18 protein-coding genes are annotated in these 25,842 nt (G+C 68.3%); 10 read left to right on the forward strand and 8 right to left on the reverse strand.

Annotated elements, in window-relative coordinates:
- Nucleotides 1-7 precede the first annotated feature (7 nt).
- Together F3H57_RS19080 and gghA are read left to right on the forward strand one after the other, a co-directional pair.
- Nucleotides 8-1,639, forward strand: coding sequence for an alpha-D-glucose phosphate-specific phosphoglucomutase (locus tag F3H57_RS19080; protein ID WP_149758025.1), 1,632 nt, complete (start codon nt 8-10; stop codon nt 1,637-1,639).
- Between the two features lie 584 nt (nt 1,640-2,223).
- Nucleotides 2,224-4,593, forward strand: coding sequence for a glucosylglycerol hydrolase (gghA, locus tag F3H57_RS19085; protein ID WP_149758028.1), 2,370 nt, complete (start codon nt 2,224-2,226; stop codon nt 4,591-4,593).
- A gap of 292 nt (nt 4,594-4,885) precedes the next feature.
- Here the strand turns inward: gghA and F3H57_RS19090 are convergent, their stop codons facing one another.
- From F3H57_RS19090 to F3H57_RS19120, 7 genes are all read right to left on the reverse strand, one after another.
- The gene (locus F3H57_RS19090) at nt 4,886-6,148 is read right to left on the reverse strand and encodes an NAD(P)/FAD-dependent oxidoreductase (protein WP_149758030.1); all 1,263 of its coding nucleotides are present in this window, start codon (nt 6,146-6,148) and stop codon (nt 4,886-4,888) included.
- Between the two features lie 47 nt (nt 6,149-6,195).
- A complete protein-coding gene (gene soxZ / locus F3H57_RS19095) occupies nt 6,196-6,525 on the reverse strand; it encodes a thiosulfate oxidation carrier complex protein SoxZ (RefSeq protein ID WP_149758032.1) in 330 nt (109 codons plus the stop codon).
- A gap of 16 nt (nt 6,526-6,541) precedes the next feature.
- Nucleotides 6,542-6,967, reverse strand: a complete 426-nt coding sequence (locus F3H57_RS19100) for a thiosulfate oxidation carrier protein SoxY (RefSeq protein WP_149758034.1) — start codon at nt 6,965-6,967, stop codon at nt 6,542-6,544.
- A gap of 346 nt (nt 6,968-7,313) precedes the next feature.
- Nucleotides 7,314-8,096 carry a heme ABC transporter ATP-binding protein gene (locus F3H57_RS19105; RefSeq protein ID WP_149758036.1) on the reverse strand — a complete coding sequence of 261 codons (783 nt, stop codon included), beginning with the start codon at nt 8,094-8,096 and terminating at the stop codon, nt 7,314-7,316.
- A complete protein-coding gene (locus F3H57_RS19110) occupies nt 8,096-9,130 on the reverse strand; it encodes a FecCD family ABC transporter permease (protein WP_149758113.1) in 1,035 nt (344 codons plus the stop codon). Before F3H57_RS19110 ends, F3H57_RS19105 begins: the two co-directional genes overlap by 1 nt.
- A gap of 35 nt (nt 9,131-9,165) precedes the next feature.
- On the reverse strand, nt 9,166-10,074 hold the full coding sequence (locus tag F3H57_RS19115) for a heme/hemin ABC transporter substrate-binding protein (protein ID WP_223163152.1): 909 nt from the start codon (nt 10,072-10,074) through the stop codon (nt 9,166-9,168).
- A gap of 35 nt (nt 10,075-10,109) precedes the next feature.
- The gene (locus tag F3H57_RS19120; RefSeq protein ID WP_149758037.1) at nt 10,110-11,162 is read right to left on the reverse strand and encodes a hemin-degrading factor; all 1,053 of its coding nucleotides are present in this window, start codon (nt 11,160-11,162) and stop codon (nt 10,110-10,112) included.
- 197 nt (nt 11,163-11,359) lie between these two features.
- On the opposite strand from F3H57_RS19120, the gene F3H57_RS19125 reads away from it, so the two are divergent.
- The 8 genes from F3H57_RS19125 to xylA all read left to right on the forward strand — a co-directional run bounded on the left by F3H57_RS19125 (nt 11,360) and on the right by xylA (nt 21,811).
- Nucleotides 11,360-13,405, forward strand: coding sequence for a TonB-dependent receptor domain-containing protein (locus F3H57_RS19125; RefSeq protein WP_149758039.1), 2,046 nt, complete (start codon nt 11,360-11,362; stop codon nt 13,403-13,405).
- A gap of 167 nt (nt 13,406-13,572) precedes the next feature.
- A complete protein-coding gene (locus F3H57_RS19130; RefSeq protein WP_149758041.1) occupies nt 13,573-14,601 on the forward strand; it encodes a LacI family DNA-binding transcriptional regulator in 1,029 nt (342 codons plus the stop codon).
- A 114-nt stretch (nt 14,602-14,715) separates the two neighbouring features.
- Nucleotides 14,716-15,975, forward strand: coding sequence for an ABC transporter substrate-binding protein (locus F3H57_RS19135; protein WP_149758042.1), 1,260 nt, complete (start codon nt 14,716-14,718; stop codon nt 15,973-15,975).
- 70 nt (nt 15,976-16,045) lie between these two features.
- Nucleotides 16,046-16,969, forward strand: coding sequence for a carbohydrate ABC transporter permease (locus F3H57_RS19140; protein ID WP_149758044.1), 924 nt, complete (start codon nt 16,046-16,048; stop codon nt 16,967-16,969).
- Complete coding sequence (locus tag F3H57_RS19145; protein ID WP_149758046.1) at nt 16,966-17,796, forward strand: carbohydrate ABC transporter permease; 831 nt, start codon at nt 16,966-16,968, stop codon at nt 17,794-17,796. The genes F3H57_RS19140 and F3H57_RS19145 overlap by 4 nt, the downstream gene beginning before the upstream one ends.
- Before the next feature lie 2 nt (nt 17,797-17,798).
- Complete coding sequence (locus tag F3H57_RS19150; RefSeq protein ID WP_149758048.1) at nt 17,799-19,436, forward strand: glycoside hydrolase family 43 protein; 1,638 nt, start codon at nt 17,799-17,801, stop codon at nt 19,434-19,436.
- A gap of 21 nt (nt 19,437-19,457) precedes the next feature.
- Nucleotides 19,458-20,465, forward strand: a complete 1,008-nt coding sequence (locus F3H57_RS19155; protein WP_149758049.1) for an ABC transporter ATP-binding protein — start codon at nt 19,458-19,460, stop codon at nt 20,463-20,465.
- Nucleotides 20,466-20,509: 44 nt separating this feature from the next.
- Nucleotides 20,510-21,811, forward strand: a complete 1,302-nt coding sequence (gene xylA, locus F3H57_RS19160) for a xylose isomerase (RefSeq protein ID WP_149758051.1) — start codon at nt 20,510-20,512, stop codon at nt 21,809-21,811.
- Nucleotides 21,812-22,159: 348 nt separating this feature from the next.
- Here xylA and F3H57_RS19165 read toward each other — a convergent pair whose 3' ends face one another.
- On the reverse strand, nt 22,160-25,786 hold the full coding sequence (locus F3H57_RS19165) for a hydantoinase B/oxoprolinase family protein (RefSeq protein ID WP_149758053.1): 3,627 nt from the start codon (nt 25,784-25,786) through the stop codon (nt 22,160-22,162).
- Between the last annotated feature and the right edge of the window lie 56 nt (nt 25,787-25,842).

The following is a 25,842-nucleotide window of genomic DNA, read 5'->3' on the forward strand; positions in this document are numbered from 1 at the left end:
CAGCGACATGGACATCATCACCGTCGAAACGCAGCCGATCGAGGGCCAGAAACCCGGCACCTCCGGCCTGCGCAAGAAGACCCGCACCTTCATGGAGCCGCATTTCCTGGAAAATTTCGTCCAGGCGATCTGGATCGGCATCGGCGGGGTGCAGGGCAAGACGCTCGTCCTCGGCGGCGACGGGCGCTACTTCTCGGACCGCGCGGCCCAGGTGATCCTGCGCATGGCCGCCGCCTTCGGCGCGGCCAAGGTGATCGTGGGCCAAAACGCGCTCCTGTCCACGCCCGCCGCCTCGCACCTCATCCGGTCGCGCAAGACCGATGGCGGGATCATCCTGTCGGCCTCGCACAATCCCGGCGGGCCGGACGGCGATTTCGGCGTGAAGTTCAACAACCCCAACGGCGGACCCGCCCCCGAAAGCGTCACCGGCAAGATTTTCGAGGCGTCGCAATCGGTCACCACTTATCGGATCATGGAGGCGCACGACGTCGACCTGTCGACGCTCGGCACCACCTCGCTCGGCCGAACCGAGATCGAGGTCGTCGACCCGGTCGAGGATTACGCGCAGCTGATGTCCGAGATCTTCGATTTCGACAAGCTGCGCGCGCTCTTCGCCGGCGGCTTCCGGATGCGCTTCGACGCGATGCACGCGGTCACCGGCCCCTACGCGAAAACGATCCTCGAGGATCATCTCGGCGCGCCCGCCGGCACCGTGATCAACGGCACGCCCTCGCCCGATTTCGGCAAGGGCCACCCCGATCCCAACCCGATCTGGGCGAAGGAACTGATGGACCTCATGCACGGGCCCGACGCCCCCGATTTCGGCGCCGCCTCGGACGGCGACGGCGACCGCAACATGATCGTCGGGCGAAACACCTATGTCACGCCGTCCGACAGTGTCGCGGTGCTGGCCGCGAACGCAACGCTCGTGCCGCGCTACGCGGACGGGCTCAAGGGTGTCGCGCGATCGATGCCGACCTCGCGCGCGCTCGACCGCGTGGCGCTGCGCCTCGATTGCGGCGCCTACGAGACGCCGACCGGCTGGAAGTTCTTCGGCAACCTGCTCGACGCCGGCATGGCCTCGCTCTGCGGAGAGGAGAGCGCCGGCACCGGCTCGGACCACGTGCGCGAGAAGGACGGGCTCTGGGCCGTGCTCTTCTGGCTCAACATCCTCGCCGAACGGCAAATGTCGGTCGCGGACCTGATGGCGGATCACTGGCGCACCTACGGGCGCAACTACTATTCGCGCCACGATTACGAGGCGGTCGACGCGGATATCGCCACCGCCCTGATCGACGATCTGCGCGGCAAGCTGGAGACCCTTCCGGGCACCACGATCGCCGGGCAGGAGGTCGAATGGGCCGACGAGTTCGCCTATGACGACCCGGTCGACGGCAGCCGTGCCGCGCAGCAGGGCCTGCGTATCGCCACGACGGACGGCGGGCGCATCGTCTTCCGCCTGTCGGGCACCGGGACCGAGGGCGCGACGATCCGCGTCTACCTCGAGAAGGAAGAGACCGACCCCGAGAAGCTCGGCCTCGACCCGCAGGAGGCGCTCTCGGACGTGATCGCCGCCGCCGACGCGGTCTCGGGCTTGTCGCAGCGCACGGGGCGCAGCGGCCCGGACGTGATCACCTGAGGGGCGGCGAACGGGCCCCGGAATCGCAGATGCTGCGAGCGGGCAAAGCCCTGCCCGCACGTTGGCCCATATGCCGGCTGCAACGACGCCGACGAAGTGGTGGCGGTTTGGACCGCGATCACGGCACGGCGCCGCGGTCCTTGCCCGGGAGGGCCCATTGATTACGTTCGATGACGATAGAGCAATGCCCCACCCGCCCGAACAGCACCGCAGATGCCGGGCGCGCGCCGGACCGTCCCCACGGTCTGGCGCGATGTCACCCTCGTGCGACGTTCATATTGCGGAGGGATGTGTCCGGGATAAAGCGATGACCTCGGAAGTCGCAGCGCCAGCCCCCGGTCCGGTGCGCGCCCGGCACCTGCGGTAGCCCTCGCCAATTGTCGCGCATAACACCATCGCGCTGACGAAACCCGCCGAACCCGGCGTGACACCAGCACCACGCCCATCAAATCCGCACTGACCGTCAGCCCCGCGCGATCCGCCCCCTGTCCTCTTGCCGCCCGCGTCCCAGTGACCCACGATCTGGTCCCACGCCGGCCCGCTCTACATCGCACCGACGAACCGAAACGACCCGAGGATCGCCCATGTCGCTCGCCGACCGCATCGTCTTCGATGAAGCCGCCGCCACCGCCCGTGCCGAAGCCTGCGAAAGGATCCTCACCGAAGCGCCCTCGCGCTTCGAAGCCGAGCAGGAGATCGCCCGCGGACTCGGCGGCCAGATCGACGCAGACGGCCTTGCCAGCTTCGGCTTCTGGGTGCCCGAGTTGCAGGATTACCGCGTGCCCTCGGGCGACATCTTCCTGGAGATCCTCAGCCCCACGGAGCCGCTCGACCTCACGCGCGCGCACCAGGATATCCGGTTCGAACGGACCTACGTGCCCGCCATCCGCCTCGAATCGCACGCCTTCGCCTGCGTGCGCGGCATGAAGGCCGGCACGCGCGACGAGGTGGGCGATTTCTACGCGCTGGTCTGGCGCGACGCCGATGATGCGTGGCACCGCATCCTCGACCCCCTGGCGATGTCCCTGCCCTTCGGCGCCATGGCCCCGGCCGAGCTTTACGATGTGGACCGAATGCTCGCAGAGCGCGGCGACAAGGGCTACTGGCAGGCGCTCGCCAGCCCCGAGCCGCACAAGTTCGGCCCGGTCACCAACATCCTGCAGCTGCACATTCCGACCGCCACGGCCGGCGGCACCATCGCCTCGCTCACCCGCCAGTTCGAACGGCTCGCCGCGCGGGTGGAGGCGGGCCTGCCGATGGATCCGGCCGACCAGATCTACCTCGGTTACGACGCCGTGCAGCCCCTGCCGGTGGAGCCGACGACGGTCTACGAGGCCGGCCCGGATTTCTGGCAGGAAAGCGAGTCCTCGGACACCGGCGTGACTGTCTCGCTCCTCAGGCCGGACACGACGAACTGGGGCTACGACAACGTCATTGCAGGCATGGCCACGGTGAACCCCGTGCTGCTGGAATCGGGGCGCCCGGACGAGCTTATCGACCTTGCGACCGTGCTGCACAACTTCCCCGGCAAGCCCAAGCGGCTGATCTTCGACGTGGTCTACGGCCATTCGGACAATCAGGGCCTGCGCGTCCTCAACGGGCACTTCTTCGGCGGGCCGAACATGTACGGCCAGAACCTCGCCTACCAGACGCCCGCCGTCCGCGCGATCCTTCTGGAGATGCAGCGCCGCAAGGTGAATTTCGGCGCCGACGGCGTGCGCGTCGACGGCGCGCAGGACTTCAAGTGGTGGGACGCCGGCGCGCAGGAGCTCAAGCATGACGACGAGTACCTGCAAAGCATGGCCGACGTCGTGCAGGAGGTCGCCGGCACGCGATACCGCCCTTGGTTCATCTTCGAGGACGGCCGCCCCTGGCCCAACGAGGACTGGGAGCTGAGCTCCACCTACCGCTGGGTGACCGAGCACCAGCGCGATCCGGACGTGTTCCAGTGGGGGCCGCTGACCTTCGCGCACAACACGCCGTTCCTCTATACCTTCTGGCTGGGCAAGTACTGGCGGATCCGCGAATGCCTGAACGTGGGCTCCCACTGGATCTCGGGCACGTCGAACCACGACACGCTGCGCCGGGGCACGCAGGTTAGCCCGAAGATGAACATCAACACCCGCCTCGGCCAGACGCGGATGGAGATCCTCGACAAGGCCTACGACAACCCCGCCGCGCACACGCTGACCTATGTCGCGCTGCCCGGCGTGCCAATGGATTTCCTCAACGCCATGGCCCGCGCCTCCTGGGGCTTCGTGCGCAACCAGGACGACAAGTACGGCGTGAAGGTCATGGCCGAGGAGGCGATTTCCCTGCGCTGGCAGGTGGACGAGTATTCCTATTCCATGCCCGCCAACTTCTCGCGGCTGAAGGCGCTGGGGTTCGAAACGCGCGCCGATCTTGCCCGCCTCTGCACCTTCCTGCCCGCGCTGGTGGAGGTCACCGACTACGATCTCGAGGATATCGCGCGGCTGCTGAACACCACCGAGCCGAAGCTTGCCGGCCCGCTCTACACACCCGAGACGCTGAAGGCGGTGGCGCGGGCGTGGATGGACGACATGCACGATTACTGCAACATCGGGCACTCGCTGGGGTCGCTCGACCCGGTGCAATCGTCCTTCGCGCTCGGCCTTCGGGACTTCCGCGCAGCGCGGCCGTGGCTGCGCGACAATTACGGGCCGAAGGACCGTTTCAGCTATCTCGACCCGATCGACGGGCGCTGCGTCTTCACCTCGCTGCGGCATGGGCCGGACGGCGAACAGGTCTTCTCGATCATACACATGGAGGGGAAGGAGACCGAGGATTTCGACCCGCTGCGCCTGAAGATCCCCGGTCTCGAAGGGTTCAACTGGGAATGCGTCCTGCGCGCGCCGGGGATCGGGGAGGATTACGTCTCAGGTCCGCTGGTCCTGCGCGATTCCATGGCGCTGGTGTTCACGCGGAAGGTTTGAGGTCGTTCGGTCGCCGGCGCCAGCGCTCCCTCTGCGGTGGGTCTCATGGTTACTTTCGGTCGGAGCAACCGAAGGTGCCGGGCGCGCGCCGGACCGGGGGCTGGCGCCGCGACCTCCGAGGTCATCGCTTTATCCCGGCCAAGCACCTCCGCAATACGAACTTCGCAAGAGGATGACATCGCGCCAGACCGCCGGGCCGGTCCGGCGCGCGCCCGGCACCTGCGGTGCTGTTCGGGCGGGTGGAGCCTTGGCCCAAGCCTCGCCCTGAGATGAGCGGCCCAGCAGACCACCTTCACCCGAACATGTCCGCCGTGATCTCGTCGTACCAGCCGAGGCTCTCGCGGTAAGTATCGGCGCGCGTCTCGGCATCCTCGCCAAGCTCCGAGATGAACCCGTCCACGCGCGCGATCTTCTCCTCCGTCGCCTCGTAGGACGCGCCGACCTTCACCCCGTCATCGGGCGCGATCAGCGACCAGCAGGTATTGGCGTAGACCGCCGGGAAGACGCGCGCATCCGTGAGCGCGCCCAGCACCGCGCTCGCGCAGACCCGCGCCTGGCTGTTGGCCGAGAACGCCGATTTCGGCATGTCCCCCTGCGCCGCGGCATCCCCCAGAACATGCACCGCCGGATCGAGGCGGGAGGACATGTCGGCGGCGTTCACCGGCGCCCAGTCGCCCTCGGTCAGGCCGGCCTCGTGCGCGACGCGGCCCGCCCGCTGCGCGGGGATGACGTTGCAGACGTCCACGTCCTCCACGATACCGTCGATGTCGATGCGCATGGCGGCGGGGTCCACCGACACCGCCGCGCCGCCGAAGTCCGGGCCGATGCGCTCGATCATGCCGCCGTAGTGCCGCTGCCAGCCCTCCTCGAAAAGCGCCTGCTTGGAGAACCCCTCCTTGGGATCGACGATCAGGATCTTGGCCCTTGGGTTCATCGCCTTGAGCGTCGTCGCGACCATGGAGATCCGCTCATAGGGGCCCGGCGGGCAGCGATAGGGATCGGGCGGCGCGATCATCGCGAATGTGCCGCCCTCGGGCATGGCGAGGATCTGCGACTTCAGGAGCTCCGCCTGCGTGCCGCCGCGATAGGCGTGCGGCATGTCGTCCTGCGCCGTGACATCCCAGCCGGGCACCGCACCGTTCTTGAAGTCGATGCCGGGCGACAGGATCAGCCGGTCATACGGCACCGACGCGCCGGAGGCGAGCGCCACCACGCGCGCATCCCTGTCCACGGCGACGGCCCAGTCGTGCACGACGTTTATGCCGTATTCGGCGGCGAGCGTCCCGTAGCCGTGCCCGAGGCTCTGCATGTCCCGCAGACCACCGATATAGAGGTTGGAGAAGAAGCAGGTGAAATAGCTGCGCGAGGGCTCGATCAGGGTGACCTCGACCGCCCCGCCGGACTCCAGAGCGAGATAGCGCGCCGCCGTGGCACCGCCGGCGCCGCCGCCGACGACCACCACGCGCGGCACCCCTTGCGCCATGACCATCGGCGCCGCGAACGCGGCGCTGCCGGCCGCGAGGCCGCCGAGGACAGTCCGTCTGTGATGGGTCATGCCGCTCCCTCTCCCTGTGTGGAACGCCGTGTCGGCACCGGACCCGGTCATTCCACAACGATCTCGCGTGCCTCTTCGTAGATCGATCCGTCATCGTCGTACCAGGCGAAGGTCATCGTCCCGCTTTCGGGGACGCGCGCATCGAACTCGAAGAACGGATTGGTGGAGATCGCCGGCTCCATCGCCACGTCGATCACCGTCTCTCCGTTGAAGCGCGCGACGAAGCGGTGGATGATCGAGCGCGGCACGCGCCGGCCGGCTTCATCCCTGCGCTCACCCGATTCCATCCGGTGGCTGATCAGCGTCTTGATCGTCACCACCTCTCCGGCGGTGGCGGTCGCGGGCACGCGCACCCGGGGGGTCACGTTCTCGGCCATCGCGGTCCTTTCGCGCTCATGTCGGCGCCCCGCAGCCGCCGAGCGTCACCTCCACCGACCGCCGCGCCTCGATGTACCGGCCGCCGTCCATGCGGGCGATCGCGATCACCTCTTGCGACTGGGCCAGCCGGATGCGGGTCGAGGCGCGCTGCGCGCCGGACAGCGGGCCGAAGGTGAAGGTCGCGACTTCCGGGTTCGGGTTCGCCGGGGCGAGGACGAGAATGGCCTCCGCCCCCGGCGCAGCGACCTCGATCGGCACGGTGAAGCCGTTCTCCGCGATCTCGGGCAGGATCAACGTGACGTCCCCGGGCGCGATGTTCGCGCCGCCCGTGAACGCGGCGATCGCGGCCTCGGCCTTCGTCGCCGCGCCCTCCCCGAACGCCGTCCCGGCCGCTGCGCCGAGCCCGAGCGCCAGGGACGTCCGGCGCGAGATGGGCCTCATGCCGAGACACCGATGCCGCGGCAGACCGGCGCGGGCCGGTCCGGCCCGGACCTCAGCGGGTACGATCCTCGCATCTTGCCTCCTCCCCAGGGCCGTGCAGGTGAGGCAAAGGCTACACGCCCCGGGCGGCCACACGCAACGACGGTGCCGCAAACGTGTGCGCATGTCGGGAAAATCGCGGCAAACGGTACGAGGCCGATCCGGTGAACGTCATCTCTACTGGAACGCCACCGACTCGTGGCGCGAGCCGTCGGGGGTTCGTTGGCTGTTGGACCTGCCCAAGGTGACAAGGTCGGCACGGCGGTTCGTCACGCGCAGGCATCCGCGGCGCCCCCGGGCCCGTGCCTCAGTCGGCCTGCGCCATGTGCGGCAGGATGAAGGAGGCCGCCTCTCCCGGCACCGCGTTCACCCGCACCCGGCAGCGATAGGCGCGCGAAAGCGTGGCGTCGGTCATCACCTCGCCCGGCGCGCCCTCGGCTATGATCCGGCCCTCGGAGAGGCACAGCATCCTGTCGCCGAACATGGCCGACAGGTTCAGATCGTGCATCACGGCGATCACGCCCCCGCCGGCATCGGCGAAATCGCGCGCCACCTGCATCACCTCGATCTGGTGACCGATGTCGAGGCTCGACACCGGCTCGTCGAGGAAGAGCCAGCGCGGCCCATCCTCCGTCACCGGCTCCCACACCTGGGCCAAAACGCGGGCGAGCTGGACGCGCTGCTGCTCTCCGCCCGACAGCTCTTGGTAGGATCGCTCGGCATAGCCCGCGAGGCCGACGCGCCCGAGCGCAGCGGCGGCGATCTCGGCGTGCTCTCCTGCATCGCCCGCGCGCAGGCCGATGCGCACGACCTCGGTCACGGTGAAGGGAAAGGCGAGCGTCGCGGCCTGCGGCAGCACCCCGCGCAGCGCCGCCAGCTCCCATGCGCGCAGGCGCGCGGTGTCGCGGCCGTTGATCGAGACGGTCCCGTCATGCCGCGCGTCCCCCGTCAAGGCGCGCAGCAGCGTCGTCTTGCCCGACCCGTTCGGGCCGACGATGCAGGACAGCGCGCCGGGCGCGGCCCGAAGGTCCACACTGTGAAGGATCTCGCGCCGACCCAGCGCCACCCTTATCCCATGCGCCTCGAGCATCAGAGGTCCACCAGCCCGCGGCGGCGCAGCAGGATCCACAGGAAGACCGGCGCGCCAAGGATCGCGGTCAGGATGCCGATCGGAAGCTCGGCCGGTGCCACGATTACCCGCGCCGCCGTATCCGCGGCCACCAGAAGCGCCGCGCCGCAGAGCGCGGAGTTGACCAGCAGCGCGCGGTGGTCCGGCCCGGTGGCCAGGCGCAGAAGATGCGGCACGACGATGCCGACGAAACCGATCCCGCCCGAGACCGCCACCGCCGCTCCGGTGCCGAGCGCCACCGACAGGATTGCCAGCGTTTTCACCCGCTCGACCTCGAAGCCGACATGCGCCGCCGTCGCCTCCCCCAAGGCCAGCGCGTTCAGCGCCGGGCCAAGCGTGCAGGCCGCGACGATGGCGAGCGCGATGGCCGGGCCGGAGGCGGCAAGCTTGACCCAGCTCGCCCCGGCGAGCGAGCCGAGGTTCCAGAAGGTCAGGTCGCGCAATTGCTGGTCGTCGGCCATGAAGATGAACACCCCCGCCAGCGCTGCGGCGAGCGCGGCCACCGCGATGCCCGCCAGCAGCATGGTGGCGACCGAGGTGCGACCGCCCCGCGTCGACACGCGGTAGAGGCCGAAGGTCACGCCCCAGGCACCGAGGAACGCCGCCACCGGCACCGCGTAGGCGCCGCTCGGGATCAGCGCCACCGACCCGCCCAGCACGATCACCGTGATCGCGCCAAGCCCGGCACCCGCGCTCACCCCGATGATGCCCGGATCGGCGAGTGGATTGCGGAAGAGCCCTTGCAGCAGCGCCCCCGACACCGCGAGCGCCGCGCCCACGGCAATACCGGTCAGAAGCCGCGGCAGGCGGATGTCGTAGAGCACCACGCGCTCGATCTCCTCCAGCGCGTGGGCGCCCGACAGCGCACCCAGGACATCCCCCAGCGTCAGGCCCGTCGCGCCGATGCCGAGGCTCGTCAGCGACACCGCCGCCAGCAGCGCAGCAAAGACCGCGTGCAGCGCCCGCGCGCGCGCCAGCCGGTCGCCGTGCCGCATCCCGCGGCCGAGGTCGGAGGCGACGGCCACCCGCCTCAATCCCCGTAGAGCGCGGTGGAAAGCTCGGCCGCCACCTCGGCCGTGCGCGGACCGAAGCCCAGGAGCTTCAGACCGTCCATGCGGATCACGCGGCCGTCCCGCGCCGCCGGCGTCGTTCGCAGGGCGGGCGAGCCGAACAGCGTTTCGTCCGAAACCGCGTGCTCGCCGCCCCGGTCCATCATCAGCACGGCCTCCGGCGCCGCGGCCGCGACCGCCTCGTCCGAGACCTGCTTGTAGCCCTGAAAGCCCCTCATCGCGTTCTCGGCGCCCGCCATGCGGATGATGCCATCGGCCGCGGTCCCCACGCCCGCCGCCATCAGGCGCCCGCCTTCGGCGCTCATCACGAAGAGGACGCGGCGCGCCGGGCCGTCGTGCGCCGCTGCCCGTTCCGAGGCGTCCCGAAGCGCGGTGCGCGTGCGCTCGGCCAGCTCGGCCGCCCTATCGGGACGGCCAAGGGCCGCGCCCACCGTCTCGATCTTCGTCAGCACCGCTTCGGCGTCGAAGCCGCCGGGCACAGTGACGAATTCGACATTCGCGGCACGCAGGACCTCCACGGCCTCGGGCGGGCCGGCGCCCTCTTCCGCGAGGATGAGGTCGGGGCTCACCGACAACACCCCTTCGGGCGAGAGCGCGCGCACATAACCCACGTCGGGCAACTCCGTCGCGTCCGGCGGCCAGGTGGACGTGCTGTCGCGCCCGACCAGGCGGTCGCCCTCGCCCAGGGCATAGACGATCTCGGTCACCGCGCCGCCGAGCGACAGAACGCGGCTTTCGCCTTCGGCGGCATTTGCCATCGGGAGCGTCGCCACCGCCCAGGCGAACGCCGTGGCGATCCCGGCGGTCATCAGGGAGAGGATCGCAACGAGGCGGCCGTCGGTGCCGCGGGTCTTGCGGGTCCGGAACATGGGAATGTCCTTTCGGTTGGGATGGGCCGGGCCGGTCACTCTGCGGGCTCGACGCCGGCGAGGCCGCCCAGCCCCTCCACGATGCGGCCCCAGGCCGGTCGGCTGTCGCGGCCTTCCTTGCCGACGCCGAAGACCTGGAAGATCAGCGCGCCGTCCGCGTCGAAGGCCTCCACCGACACCGCCGGGCCGCGCTGGGTCGGCTTCTCGACCGCCCAGACCTCGGCCACGTGATCGGCGCGCAGGTGCAGGTTGAACCCCGGATCTAGGATGTTCTGCCAAGGCCCCATCGGCTTCAGCGTATGGACCGGCCCCGAATGGATCTGGATGCAGCCGCGATTTCCGACGAAGAGCATGATCTCGATCCCCTCGTCGCGCACGCGCTCCAGCATCTGCGTCACCGCCGCCGGCGCCAGCGGCCGGACAAAGGGCGCTCCCGCGATGCGATAGGCGCCGAGCCGGTTCATCTTCAGCTTGGAGCACAGCCGCAGGAATTGGTGCGTGTCGGTCAGGCGCCGCCACTCCTTCTGCAGGATCTCCAGCTTCGCGGGGTCGGATTTCGGCGCCTCGGCCGGCACGCGGTCCGCGACGTCGAGCCTGTCGGACGCCTCCCCGGTCGCGAGCTCGCCGACCGCCCGGTCCCAGGCCGAAAGGTCGCTTTCCGGGCGCAGGAACACCTTGTGCACGGCATCGCCCGCGGCATCGAAGACCTGCAGGCTGCGGCGGATCCCGGCCTCCGTCTCCTTCTCCACGGCAAAGGCATGGACCCAGTGCTTGGGAAACATCCGCAGGTCGATCGCCTCTGCCAGCACCATCGCCGCGTGCTCGCCCGGATGGTAGCCGCTGTAGCGGCCCACCTTCTCGTGCACGGCGGAGGGGTTGCGCGTCAGGGCCATGACCTCTCCGCAGGTCTCGGCCGCGGGCATGAGGCGATCGGGATGCGCCGCGATGCGGGTGACGCCGTCGCCGCTGAACGCGGCGATGAGCTGCGCCTCGGCGATGCCGAGCTGCGCCGCGAGGTCGCGCTCGCGCGTTGCGGTCTGCTGCCGGGCCTCGGCACGGATGTCGGAGGGGGTGAGGGACGTGGTCATGCGGCTCCTTCGGCATGCTGAAGTGGAGACTTCGCTGACGCACGGGAGCGGCGCTGGCTTGTTTTATACTTGACCATTTTAGTCAGCTTGAATAGCCAACTCAAGACCGGATCGACAGAAATGTCCGGCCAGATACCAGCCACGCCAGCCCCGATCCGCAAGCACGGCACGAATTCACGCTTGTCAGGGGCAGTCTCATGTCATCATCAGGAATCCTGCGCGGCGGCACCGCGCTTGCACTCGTGCTTGCCGCGGCGCCGGCCCTCGCCCAGTCCGAGGACAGTTTTACGCTCGACCCGCTCGTCATCGAAGGCTCCAAGCGCGAGGTCGCCACCGGCACCGCCGCCCCGGTCACGGTCATCGACGAGACCGAGATCCGCGACCGCCAGGCCGGCACCATCGCGGAGCTGATCGACAGCGTGCCGGGTGTGGCGCTGGTCAACGGGTCGACGCCCACGGGGTCGGGCATCTCGATCCGCGGCTACGGCGCGACCTCCACCTACGGCACCGACCAGAAGGTGCAGGTGATCGTCGACGAGGCCATCACCGGCTCCGAGGAGATTTATCGCCTCGGCACGCAGCTTTTCACCGACCCCGCGCTCTACCGCTCGGTCGAGGTGCTACGCGGCACCGTCGGCAGCTTCGAATACGGCTCCGGCATCGTCGGCGGCGTGGTCAAGGCCGAGACCAAGAACGCCTCGGACTTCACCGGCGGCGTGCCCGGCTTCCGCCTGCGCGAGACGCTGGAATATTCCTCCAACGGCGACGGCTTCGCGACCTCGACGATCCTGGCATGGCAGCCGACCGACCGGGCCGAATTCCTCGCCAACTACACGCTGCGCAAGCAGGATGCGCAGGTCGACGGATCGGGAACCACGATCGGCAACAGCCAGTTCGAAACGCCCTCCTGGCTGCTCAAGGGGCGCGTCTACCTCGACGAGGCAAAGGAACATTCGCTGACGCTGTCCTACACCGACACCAGCACCGCCGAGCGGGACGTGCCCTACGATTCCTTCGACACGAGCGGCGGCATGTTCGGCAACGTGGACCGCGACATCGACAGCCGGACCGCGACGCTGGTCTACAATTTCGCGCCGCAGACCAATCCGCTGATCGATTTCGACGTGATCCTCTCCTATGCCGACCAGCAGATCGATCAGAGCTACATTCCCGGCTCGTCGGACGCGCCCTTCGCCCCGCCGGGCGGCTTTCCCACCGTCAACGCCGATCACCGGTACGAGACGACGCGGCTGGCCTTCAAGAACACGGCGCGGTTCGGGACCGGCATGGTGGACCACGAGCTTCGGACGGGCCTCGAATTCATCCGCAAGGAGCGCGAGAGCGCCGAAAGCGCCCCGGGCGGCACCGACCGGCGCGTCGCGCTCTATGCCATCGACGAGATGCGCTTCGGCAACTGGACCGTGACGCCGGCGCTGCGCTACGAGACGCAGGAGATCGAGGACGGCACCGGTTTCGGCGGTCCGGACACCTACGACAACGACGCCCTGATGGGCGGGATCTCAGCGCGTTACGCCTTCGCCAACGGCGTCAGCCTTTTCGCGAGCGCCGCCTATACCGAGAGCCTGCCGATCCTCGACGATCTTTACGGGACGGATCGCGGCATGTCGGGCCCGGTCGCGCAGCGCGAGCTGATGTCCACCAGCGAGAAATCCCATACCTTCGAGCTGGGCGGCGCCTACGACGCCGCCGTCGTCTTCGGTACCGAGGACGAGCTGGCATTCAAGGCAACGGCCTATGCCACGACACTGTGGGACGTCACCTCCTACACGGTGCCGGACGTGACCGGGGTCCATGTCGACGAGGTCGAGACGCACGGCCTGGAACTGGAAGCCAGCTACAGCATGGAATCGGGCTTCTATTCGGACCTCAACCTCGCCGTGGCGCGGGGTGAGGAGTCCTATCCCGGCGGCCTCGGCGATGCCGACTGGCGCGCCCTGCCCGGCGACAGCGCGCGTCTGACCCTCGGCAAGCGGTTCGGCGACACGCTCGACATGAGCTGGGAAGTGGTCGCCTTCGACGACATCGAGGTGGACGACGACGAGACGCCGGGCTTCTCGGTCCACAACCTGCGCGCCACCTATACGCCGCAGGAAGGCGTGCTAGCGGGCACGGAGATGCGCTTCGGTCTCGAGAACGCCTTCGACCGGGATTACCAGCCCCGCCGCTCCACCCGCCGGGCGCCGGGGCGCAACTTCAAGGTTTCGCTCGCCAAGACGTTCTGAGGCACGGACCGATCCGGGCGAACGGGGGGCGCCGCGGGTAACCGCGGCGCCCTTTCTCATTGCAGGTCGCACCGCGCCTCCCGCCACCTTGCGACCGATAGCATGATGACAATGCCCAGTTTATTGACTAACGATAGTCATACTTTGAACTAAAGCAGGGGAACCGAATGAGCCGCCCGACGATACACGATGTCGCCCGTGTCGCCGGCGTCAGCCTGTCCACGGTCGACCGGGTGCTCAACGGCCGGGTCGGTGTCCGCGAAGGCACCCAGCTGCGTGTCGCCGAGGCCATGCGGACGCTCGGTTACGAACGCAATGTCGCGGCCGCCAACCTCTCGCGCCGCCGGCAATACCGGCTGCGTTTCTTCCTGCCCTCGGGTTCCAACTCCTTCATGCGCGGGCTCGAAGACCGGGTGCGAGAGCGCATGGCCGTGGCGGGTCGCGACTCCACCGTGATCGAGGTGACCACGGTCCCGCCCTTCGACGCCCCCGCGCTCGCTGCCGAGCTGCGCGGCCTCTGTGCGGATGCTGTCGACGGCGTCGCCATCGTCGCTACGGACGCCACCGCCATCCGCGTCGCCGTGCAGGACCTTCGAGCCCGCGGCATCGCGGTCGTCACGCTGGTATCGGACCTGCCCTCTTCGGAGCGCCAGCATTTCGTGGGAATCGACAACGTTCAGGCCGGCCGCACCGCGGCGAGCCTTCTCGGCCGGTTCTGCCGCTGGCGGCCCGGCCGGATCGCGCTCGTGGCCGGGTCCATGCTGGTGCGCGACCACGTCGAACGCCGGCTCGGCTTCGAGCAGGTGCTGCGCGCCGAGTTCCCGGACCAGGCGATCGGCGCCACGATCGAGGGCCTCGACGATCAGGACATCGTGGAGGAGCGTCTTCGCACGATTTTGGCCGAAGACCCCGGGATCACGGGGATCTACAGTTTCGGCGCCGGCAACCGGGGTGTCGCGCGGGCCGTGTCCGGGCTCTCCCCGGACCGTCGCCCTGCTGTGGTCGTCCACGAACTGACACATTATTCGCGCGACGCCCTGCTCGACGGCGTGTTCGACGCCGTCATCCATCAGGACGACGCTCGCGAAGTCGATGTCGCCATTCGCACCCTGCGTGCGCTCGCTGACGGCGAAAGTCCCGACGGGGCCGCCGAGCGCATCGGGGTCGAGGTCTTTCTGCGCGACAACCTGCCCTGACGGTGACTCGCCTTCGGCGGGTCCTTTGAGGTGTGAGCAAAAATGAGGTACGTTAATCATACGATGCGATTCGAGGCGCGGAGGGCGCCTGGAAGACACGGATGGGAGGACTTCATGAGACACAGCGTTGCGACTCTCGCGCTGCTCGCCGGCACGGCTCTTGCCGGCACGGCCGCGGCCCAGACCGAGATCAGCATCCTGCGCGTTGCCGTGAACGACGAGCAGGAACAATATTACGAGGAAATCGCCCAGGCCTTCGAGGCCGAGCACGAGGGCGTCGACGTCAATTTCGAATACATCGCGAACGAGGCCTACAAGTCGAAGCTGCCGACGCTGCTTCAGTCTGACGCCCGCCCCGACGTGTTCTACAGCTGGGGCGGCGAGACGCTGCGCCAGCAATCCGAGGCCGGCTTCCTGAAGGATATCTCGGACCTGCTGCCCGACGGCTTCCGCGAGACGATGCCCGAGGCCGCGCTCAACGCCTACTCGGTCGACGGCACGCTCTACGGGTTGCCGCTCTACGCGACCGAGGTCGTACTCTGGGTCAACACCAACTTGACCGAAGAGGCCGGCGTCGATGTCGACGCGATCGAGACCTGGGAAGATTTCCTCGGCGCGGTGCAGACGCTCAAGGACGCAGGCGTCACGCCCATCGTCGCGGGCGGGCAGGACAAGTGGCCCCTGCACTTCTACTGGAGCTACCTCGCGCTGCGCGAAGGCGGCCCGGACGTCGTGACCCAGGCGATGGGCGGCGAAGGCGACGGGTTCGAGGCCGAGGCCTTCATCGAGGCCGGCCGCGAGTTCCAGAAGCTCACCGAGATGGAGCCGTTCCAGGACGGGTTCATGGGCACCACCTACGAAACCTCCAGCGGCATGTTCGCCGACGGCGCCGGCGCCTTCTACCTGATGGGCGACTGGGATTACCTGCCGATGCGCGAGCGCTCGACCGATGGCGGTCTGTCGGACGAGGAGCTACGGATCATCTCCTTCCCGACCATCGCCGACCCGGTGACCGAGGGCGGCGACGGCGCCACTCTGGGCGGGATCAACGGCTGGGCGGTGTCGTCCACGGCGGAGCCCGAAGCGGTGGAATTCCTCGCCTTCATGCTGAACGAGGAAAACCAGCGCCAGGCGGCCAGCCAGGAGATCTTCATTCCGGTGGCCAAGGGCACCTCGGACGCGCTGCAGAATCCATTCTACCGCCAGGTCGCCGAACATATCGAGGCAAGCAGCTATCACCAGATCTTCCTCGACCAGTTCCTCGGCGCATCGGTCGGGGCGACGGTGAACGACGTCTCGGCGGACCTCGCGCAGGGAGCGATCACGCCCGAGGACGGGGCAGCGCAGGTCCAGGAGGCCTGGGACTTCCGCTGACCCGCAGCGGCCGGCGCGCAACTCCTCCGCGCGCCGGCCGTCGTCCGAATTCCGCTATCGGAGACATCGCATGGCCACCGCCGAGACCCGGCGCCTGACGGCACCGGACCGCCTGCGCCGCAGCCTGTCGAACGGCCGGGTGAGCGCCGCGCTGATCCTGCTGCCGCCCGCACTGATCCTGTTCACCCTGTTCGTGATGCTGCCCCTGGGCGAATCCGTCTGGTATTCGTTCTTCAGCTGGAACGGCTACGGCACGCCGACCGACTATGTCGGCCTTGAGAATTACCAGCGCATCGCGGGGCATTCGGTGTTTCACACGGCGGTGGGCAACACGCTGAAAATCGTCGCGATCTCGATCCTGCTGCAGATGCCGCTGGCGCTGCTTCTGGCGCTGCTGATCTACCGCAAGACGCCGACCAACGCGGTGTTCCGGCTGATCTTCTTCGTGCCCTACATCCTCGCCGAGGTCGCCGCCGGCCTGATCTGGAGCTTCGTCTTCGACGGCAATTACGGCGTCACCGCCTCCATCGCGCAAAGCCTCGGGACAGAGAGCTTCTTCATTCTCGCGGACCGCGACTGGGCCTTCGTCGCGGTGATGACGGTGATCGTCTGGAAGTATTTCGGCTTTCACATGATGATCTACATCGCCGCCCTCCAATCTGTGCCCGAGGACCTGATCGAGGCCGCGCGGATCGAGGGCGCGAAGCGCCGGCAGATCGTCCGCTATGTGCAGATCCCGCACATCAAGCCAGCCATCATTGTCTCGGCCTTCTTCGCCATCATCGGCGCGCTGCAGGTCTTCGACATCATCATCCCGCTGACGAACGGCGGCCCGTCGAACCAGACGCACACCATCGTCACCTACCTCTACACCTTCGGGCTGACCCGGCTGAACATCGGGTTCGGCAGCGCGGTGGGCGTGATCCTCTTCATCGCGGCGATCACGGTAGCGGTCTTCTACCAGCGCTTCTTCATGCAAAGGGGGCAGGCATGACCCGCGGGCATCTCATCCGCAACATCCTGCGCGTGGCCTTCCTGTGCATCGTGGCGAGCTTCGTGCTCGCTCCGATGCTCGCCACCGTTCTCGGCGGATTCAAGACGAACGCGGAGATCCGCACCTCGGCCTTCGCCCTGCCCGAAAGCTGGAACTGGGAGTTCTACGGCTCCATCGCCACCGACCCGATGTTCTGGCGCTATCTCGGCAACTCGCTCCTGATCTCCATCTCGGCGGTGGCTCTGACGCTCATCGTCGGGGCGGCGGCGGCCTACGTCTTCGCGCAGATCCGGTTCTTCGGGTCGCGGATGCTGTTTTCCTACCTGCTGCTGGGGCTGATGTTCCCCTTCGCCACCGCGATCCTGCCGCTCTTCATCAAGGTGCGGGATGTGGGACTGCTCGACACCTACTGGGCGGTGATCCTGCCGCAGGCGGCGTTCAGCCTGTCGCTCGCCATCCTGCTGTTCCGGACGTTCTTCGAACAGCTTCCGAAGGAGCTCTTCGAGGCGGCCTATATCGACGGCTGCGGCTACGTGCGCTTCTTCTGGCGCTTCACCTTGCCGCTCTCGGCGCCGATCCTGGCGACCGTGGGCGTCTTCGTCTTCGTGCAGAGCTGGAACAACTTCCTGCTGCCGCTGGTGGTGCTCAACAGCCGCGAGGTCTTCACCTGGCCGCTCGGCATGATGCAGTTCCGCGGCGAATACGTGACCGAGTGGAACCGCACGCTGGCCTTCGTGACGCTGACCATCGTGCCGGCCATCGTCTTCTTCCTCGCCGCCCAGAAATACATCGTCGCCGGACTGACCGGGGGCGCCGTCAAGGGATGACCATGACCGAGATCCAGAACCCGATCCTGCCCGGCTTCAACCCCGACCCCTCGATCGTGCGGGTGGCCGAGGATTACTACATCGCCACCTCGACCTTCGAATGGTACCCGGGCGTGCAGATCCACCATTCGCGCGACCTCGTGCACTGGCAACTCGTGACCCGGCCGCTCGACCGCGCGGCGCAGCTCGACATGCGGGGCGATCCGGATTCGGGCGGGGTCTGGGCACCCTGCCTGACCTGGGCCGACGACCGGTTCTGGCTGATCTACACCGACATGAAGCGGCGCGACGGCGCGTGGAAGGACAGCCACAACTACCTCGTCACCGCGCCGACGATCGAAGGGCCGTGGTCGGACCCGGTCTACCTAAATTCCTCGGGCTTCGATCCGTCGCTCTTTCACGACGAGGACGGGCGCAAGTGGCTCCTGAACATGATCTGGGACCACAACCAGACCGGCGGCGACCGCTTCGGCGGGATCGTCTGCCAGGAATATTCGGTGGGCGAAAAGCGGCTGGTGGGAGAGGTGCGCAACATCTACCGCGGCACCGACCACAAGCTGACAGAGGGGCCGCACCTCTATCGCCGGGACGGCTGGTATTACCTGCTGACGGCCGAGGGCGGCACGGGCTACGAGCACGCGGTGACGATGGCGCGTTCGCGCGACCTCTTCGGCCCCTACGAGACGGACCCCGCCAAGCACATCCTGACGGCCAAGGACGCGCCCGAGGCCGAGCTGCAACGCGCCGGACACGCCGACATCGTCCAGACGCAGACCGGCGAGGTCTACATGGTGCACCTGTGCTCGCGTCCGCTGGCGGAGACGCGGGGCGCGCCGGTTCAGGAGCGCTACCACATCCACACCGACGACAGCCGCCGCTCGCCGCTCGGGCGCGAGACGGCGATCCAGAAACTCGTCTGGCCCGAGGGGGAGTTTCCCCGCCTCGCCCATGGCGGCTGTGTCCCGGCGGCCCGCGTCGAAGCGCCGAACATGCCGGCCTACCCGGTGACGCCGGTCCCGGCCCTGCGTACCTTCGAGGACGGTCTGCCGCCCGAATTCCAGTGGCTGCGCAATCCGCACCGGGACCGGCTCTTCTCGCTCACCGCGCGGCCCGGCGCGCTGCGCCTCTTCGGTCGGGAATCCCCCGGCTCGCAATTCGAACACGCGCTGGTCGCGCGCAGGCAGGAGCATATCGCCTTCGCCGCGGAAACGGAGATCGACGTCGCCCCCGGCGACTATCAGCACTTCGCCGGGCTCATCTCCTGGTATGGCCGGTTCAAGTTCCACTACCTCGCCGTGACGGCGGACGCCGATGGCGCGCGCGCCCTGACGATCTATTCCTGCCCCGCCGACTGGCCGGACGCGCGCGTCGAGATCCCGGTGGAGCCGATCCCCCTGCCCGCCAGTGGCCCGATCAAGCTTGGTTGCGATATCGACGGCGCGCGGCTGACCTTCCGCTTTTCCACCGGCGGCGACTGGCAGTCGCTGGGCGTCACGCTCGACCAGTCCGCGATCTCGGACGAGGCCGGCAACGGGCCGGGCAACAACTTCACCGGCGCCTTCGTCGGCATGTGCGCGCACGACACATCGGGCCGCGGCCGTCCCGCCGATTTCCTCAGCTTCCGCTACGAGGCCAAGTGATGGACCAAAGGACCAAGACCCATGGCTGAAGTCCGACTGCAGAACGTCGAGAAGGCGTTCGGCAACCTCACCGTCATTCCCGACATGACCCTGACCGTGCCGGACGGCTCGTTCACCGTGCTCGTCGGCCCCTCGGGCTGCGGCAAGTCCACGCTGTTGCGGATCATCTCGGGGCTCGAGATGCCCACCAAAGGCGAGGTGCTGATCGGCGGCCAGGACGTCACGCTGGAGGAGCCGTCGGATCGCGGCATCTCCATGGTGTTCCAGTCCTACGCGCTTTATCCGCACATGACGGTGGCGCAGAACATCGATTTCGGTCTGCGCCTCGCCAAGACCCCGGCGGAGGAGCGCGAGCGCCGGGTGGCCGAGGCCGCGCGCATCCTCGCGCTCGAGGATTTCCTTGACCGCAAGCCGGCGCAACTTTCGGGCGGCCAGCGCCAGCGCGTCGCCATCGGCCGGTCGATCGTGCGCCAGCCGGGCGTGTTTCTCTTCGACGAGCCGCTGTCGAACCTCGACGCCGCCCTGCGCACCCAGATGCGGGTGGAGCTGGCGCAGCTTCACCAGTCGCTCGACGCCACGATGATCTACGTCACCCACGACCAGGTCGAGGCGATGACGCTGGCCGACCAGATCGTCGTGATGAACAAGGGCCGGATCGAGCAGGTGGGCGCCCCGATGGACCTCTACGACCACCCGGAGACGGAGTTCGTCGCCGGTTTCATCGGCTCGCCCAGGATGAACCTCCTGCCCGGATCGGCCATCGGCCGCGAGGATGTGAATACGGTCGGTGTCCGGCCCGAGCATATCCGCGCCGACACCGCAGACGGCGACTGGCCCGCCACCGCGCAAGTGGTGGAGACGCTGGGCGCGGATACGATCCTCTACGCCAAGGCGGAACGCATCGGCGACGTGACCGTGCGCCTGCCGGGGCACATGCGCCTTTCTGCGGGGGAGCCGCTGTTCCTGACGCCCGATCCCGACTACCTGCACCTTTTCGACGAAGGCGGACGGCGCGTGAACGCTGCCTGACCCGCCTGCCGGCCCTTCCAACCAAAAAAGACAGAGACACAGACATGACCGACTTCTTCCGCGACATCCCGACGATCGAGTACCGCGGCCCGGGCGCGGACACCGAATTCGCCTACCGCCACTACGATCCGGACGAGACGGTGATGGGCAAGCGGCTGGAGGATCACCTGCGGTTCGCCGTGGCGTACTGGCACAGCTTTGCCTGGGAAGGTGGCGATCCGTTTGGCGGGCAGACCTTCGACCGGCCGTGGTTCGGCGGCACGATGGAAGACGCCAAGCTCAAGGCCGACGCCGCCTTCGAGCTGTTCGCTTTGCTCGGCCAGCCGTTCTTCTGCTTCCACGACGCCGACGTGCGCCCCGAAGGGGACAGCTTTGCCGAAAGCCGCCGCAACCTCGAAGAGATCACCGACTATTTCGGCACCAAGATGGAGGAGACGGGCACCCGGCTCCTCTGGGGCACCGCCAACATGTTCTCGCACCGCCGGTTCATGTCGGGTGCGGCGACGAACCCCGATCCTGAGGTCTTTGCCTGGTCGGCGGCCTCGGTGAAGGCATGCATGGACGCGACCCAGAAGCTTGGCGGCGCGAACTACGTGCTCTGGGGCGGGCGCGAAGGCTACGAGACGCTGCTCAACACCGACATGGGGCGCGAGCGCCAGCAGGCCGGCCGGTTCCTGACCATGGTCGTTGACTACGCCAAGAAGATCGGCTTCGACGGCACCATCCTGATCGAGCCCAAGCCACAGGAGCCGACGAAGCATCAATACGATTACGACGTCGCGACGATCTACGGCTTCCTCAAGGATTTCGGGCTGGAGAACGAGGTCAAGCTGAACATCGAACAGGGCCACGCGATCCTCGCCGGACACAGCTTCGAGCACGAGCTGGCACTGGCGCGCGAGCTGGGGATCCTCGGTTCCATCGACATGAACCGCAACGATTACCAGTCCGGCTGGGACACCGACCAGTTTCCCAACAACGTGCCCGAGGTCGCGCTGGCCTATTACGAGGTGCTGCGCGCGGGCGGCTTCGGCACCGGCGGGACGAACTTCGACGCGAAGCTGCGGCGCCAGTCGCTCGACCCCGAGGATCTGGTGCTGGCGCATGTCGGCGCCATGGACATCTGCGCGCGCGGGCTCAAGGCCGCGGCGGCGATGCTGGAGGATGGCGGGCTCGAAGCCGCGCGGGCCGAACGCTATGCCGGCTGGGACCGGCCCGAGAACGCGGCGATGCTGACCTCGGACCTGTCCACCATCGCCGCGCGTGTGGAATCGGACGCACTGAATCCCGAGCCGCGCTCGGGCAAGCAGGAGCGTCTGGAGAACTGGGTCAGCCGGTTCGTGTGATCCCGAGGATCGGGCGCGCGACGGCGCGCCCGATCACGCCCGCAAATTCCCGGTGGTCGGAGCAACCGCAGGTGACGGGCGCGCGCTGGACCGGGGTCTGGCGCCGCGCCCTCCGAAGTCTGCGCTTTATGCCGGTCACGCTCCTCCGCAATACGAGCGGACCGCGCGCGCGTCACCTGCGGTGCTATTCGGGCGGGTGGTGCGTGGCCAGACCGTAGCGGGACCAATGCGAGACGGAACTACACGCGACGACAGGCCGAACCGCGTTTGTCACGGCGCAGCGCCTCACTGGACCGGTGCAAATCATCTTCCTGAGCATCGAGGCTCATGCGGCAAAGGCCTTCGCCGCTACCCCTCCCCGTATCCTCCCGCCGTCGGCGTCACCACGACCACCGAGTCGCCGGCCTTCAGGCTCTGCTGATCAGCGGCCCGCAGTTCCTCGACCGTGCCGCCCGCGCGGTGGATCTCCGTCCGGCCGACGCGGCCCGCGCCGCCGCCGGAAAGGCCCTGCGGCGGGCGCTCGCGATGCGACGAGAGGATCGCCATGTCCATGTCTTCGAGGAACCGCATCCGCCGGGTCGTGCCGTCGCCGGCCGAATACCGCCCGGCCCCGCCCGACCCCTCGTCGATGCGGAAATCTTCCAGCAGCACCGGGTAGCGCAGCTCCAGCACCTCGGGATCGGTCAGGCGAGAGTTGGTCATGTGGACATGCACCCCGCTCGTCCCCGCAAATCCGGAGCCGTCGTTGCGCACGCCCGCCGGGCTGCCGGAGCACAGCGTCTCGTAATACTGGTGCCGGTCGTTGCCGAAGGTGAGGTTGTTCATCGTCCCCTGACTGTTGGCCATCGCCCCCAGCGCGCCAAAGAGCGCGTTGGTGACGTGCTGGCTCGTCTCCACATTGCCGGCGACCACCGCCGCGGGATAGCGCGGCGACAGCATGGAGCCTTCGGGGATCACGATTTTCACCGGCCGAAGACAGCCGGCGTTCATCGGGATGGGCGATTCGACCATCACCCGGAAGACGTAGAGGACGGCTGCCCGCGTCACCGGCTCCGGCGCGTTGAAGTTGTTCTTCGCTGCTTCCGAGGTGCCGGTGAAATCGACCGTCGCGGTGCCCGCGTCGCGGTCCACCGTCACCTTCACGCGGATCGTCTGGCCGGTATCGGTGGGGTATTCGTATTCCCCGTCCGAAAGGCGCCCGATGACGCGCGCGACCTCTGCCGCGGCGTTGTCCTGCACGTGGTCCATGTAGGCCTGCACGACCTCGAGCCCGAACTGATCGATCATCGACCGAAGCTCTGCCGCGCCGCGGGCGTTGGCGGCAACCTGCGCCTTGAGATCGGCGATGTTCTGGTCCGGGTTGCGCGCCGGATAGGCGTGATCGGTCAGCACCTTGCGGATCTCCGCGTCGCGGAATCGCCCGCCGGCCACCAGCCGGAAGTTGTCGATCAGCACACCCTCTTCGTCCACCGAGGTGGCAAGCGGCGTCATCGAGCCCGGCGCGACGCCGCCGACATCCGCGTGGTGCCCGCGCGAGGCGACCCAGAACAGGATCTGCCGCTCGGCATCGTCGAAGACGGGCGTGACCACGGTGATGTCCGGCAGATGCGTGCCGCCGTTATAGGGCGCGTTCAGCGCGAAGACGTCGCCTGGGCGCACGTCGCCTTCGTTCAGGCGGATGATCGTCTCGACCGAGCGGTCCATGGAGCCGAGGTGCACCGGCATGTGCGGCGCGTTCGCCACCAGCGCACCGGACGCGTCGAAGACCGCGCAGGAAAAATCGAGCCGTTCCTTGATGTTCACCGAGCGCGAGGTCTTCTGCAGCGCCACGCCCATCTGCTCGGCGATGTTCATGAAGAGGTTGTTGAAGACCTCCAGAAGGACCGGATCGGCCTGTGTCCCGATCGCGCCCGCGCGCTCGGCCTTCTGCCGGCGGGTCATCATCACGTGGTCGCGCGCGGTGACCTCCGCGCGCCAGCCAGGCTCGACGACGATGGTCTGGTTCGGCTCGATGATGAGCGCGGGGCCGTCGACATGGCGGCCGGGTGTTAGCGCCTCGCGGCGGACGACGTTCGCATCGTGCGCGGCGCCGCCGGAATGGATGGCCACGGTCGCCTCGATGCCGGCCGCGCCGGGCGCGGGCGCTTCGTGCGGCTCGGGGTCGGCGGCGGGTTCGGCCGCCTGGCCCTCGATCTCCGCGGCCTCGACCACGAGCGCGGCGTCCGGATCGATAAACCCGAACTCGGTCTCGTGCGCCGTCTCGAACGCGGCGCGGGCGCTGGCGATGTCGCCTTCCCAGACCACCGGGATCGCGGTGTCGGTGCCGGCATAACGCAGGTGCAGGCGCGGGATCAGCGTGGTCCCGTCCTCGGGTACGCCCTGTGCCGCCAGCTCTGTGCGCACCTCGCCCGAAAGCGACTCCAGGGTCGTGTCGATCTCTGCGCGCTCGTCGTCCGTCAGCTCCGTCTCCAACGCGCGCTGGCGCGATTCTGTCACGCGGGCAAGGCCGATGCCGTAGGCCGACAGAAGCCCCGAGAGCGGATGCACCAGCACCTTGGTCATCCCCAGCGCGTCCGCGACAAGGCAGGCGTGCTGCCCGCCGGCGCCGCCGAAGGCGTTCAGAAGATAGCCGGTCACGTCGTAGCCGCGCTGCACGCTGATCTTCTTGATCGCGTTTGCCATGTTTTCCACGGCAATGCGCAGGAAGCCCTCGGCCACGTCCTCGGGGGCCTTGCCCTCCGCCTTCGCGATGTCCGCGAATTTCGCGGCGACGACTTCGCGGTCAAGCGGCTGGTCCTGGCCGTCCCCGAAGATCGCCGGGAAATAGTCGGGGTTGAGCTTGCCGAGCATGACGTTCGCGTCCGTCACGGTCAGCGGCCCGCCCCGGCGATAGCAGGCCGGGCCGGGATCGGCGCCGGCGCTGTCCGGCCCGACGCGGAAGCGGCCGGGATCGGCGTGCAGGATCGACCCGCCTCCCGCGGCGACGGTGTGGACCCGCAGCATCGGCGCGCGCATCCTGACGCCCGCCACCTGCGTCTCGAACGCGCGCTCGAACGACCCGTCGAAATGCGCGACGTCGGTGGAGGTGCCCCCCATGTCGAAGCCGATCACCCGGTCCTCGCCGGCGATCTGCCCGGTGCGCGCCATGCCGACGACACCGCCCGCCGGGCCCGAGAGGATCGCGTCGCGCCCCTTGAAGCGGTCCGCGGCGGTCAGCCCGCCCGAGGACATCATGAATTGCAACGTCGGGCCGTCCCGGTCGGGCGGCGTCGCGCCGAGCGCGTTCGCCACCTTCTCCACGTAGCGCGACAGGATCGGCGTGAGGTAGGCGTCGACCACCGTCGTGTCGCCGCGCCCCACCAGCTTGATGAGGGGGGAGACCTCGTGGCTCACCGACACCTGGCCGAAGCCGGCGTCGCGCGCGGCCTTCGCAAGTTCGGCCTCGTGTTCGGGCGCCATCCAGGCGTGCATGAGCGCGATGGCCACGGCATCGATGCCGTCCGCCTTGGCCTCTTCCAAAGCCGCTTTCGCCGCATCGATGTCGAGCTTGCGCTCTATCGCCCCGTCCGCACGCACCCGTTCGTCCACCTCGACGACGCGGTCGTAGAGCATTTCGGGCAGCACGATTTCCTTGGCGAAGATGTCGGGGCGGTCCTGGTAACCTATGCGCAGCGCGTCGCGGAAGCCGCGGGTGATGAGCAGCAGCGTCCGGTCGCCCTTGCGTTCCAGCAGGGCGTTGGTCGCGACCGTCGTGCCCATGCGCACGGTGCCGATGCGCTCCGGCGGGATGGCGCCGGGCGCGACGTCGAGGAACCGGCGGATCCCTTCGATCGCGGCGTCGTCGTAGGCGCCGGGGTTCTCCGACAGCAGCTTCAGCGCCGACAGCTCGCCCGAGGGCGCACGCCCGATCACGTCGGTGAAGGTGCCGCCGCGGTCGATCCAGAAATCCCACCTGGATTGTTCGTTCTTAGCCATCGCCGCACCCTTCCCTGACTTTTCGCTTACAAATCGTTGACAAATTGTCGACGTCT

Origin of the sequence: Roseivivax sediminis (assembly GCF_900112685.1) — a bacterium.
Classification (GTDB): Bacteria; Pseudomonadota; Alphaproteobacteria; order Rhodobacterales; family Rhodobacteraceae; genus Roseivivax; species Roseivivax sediminis.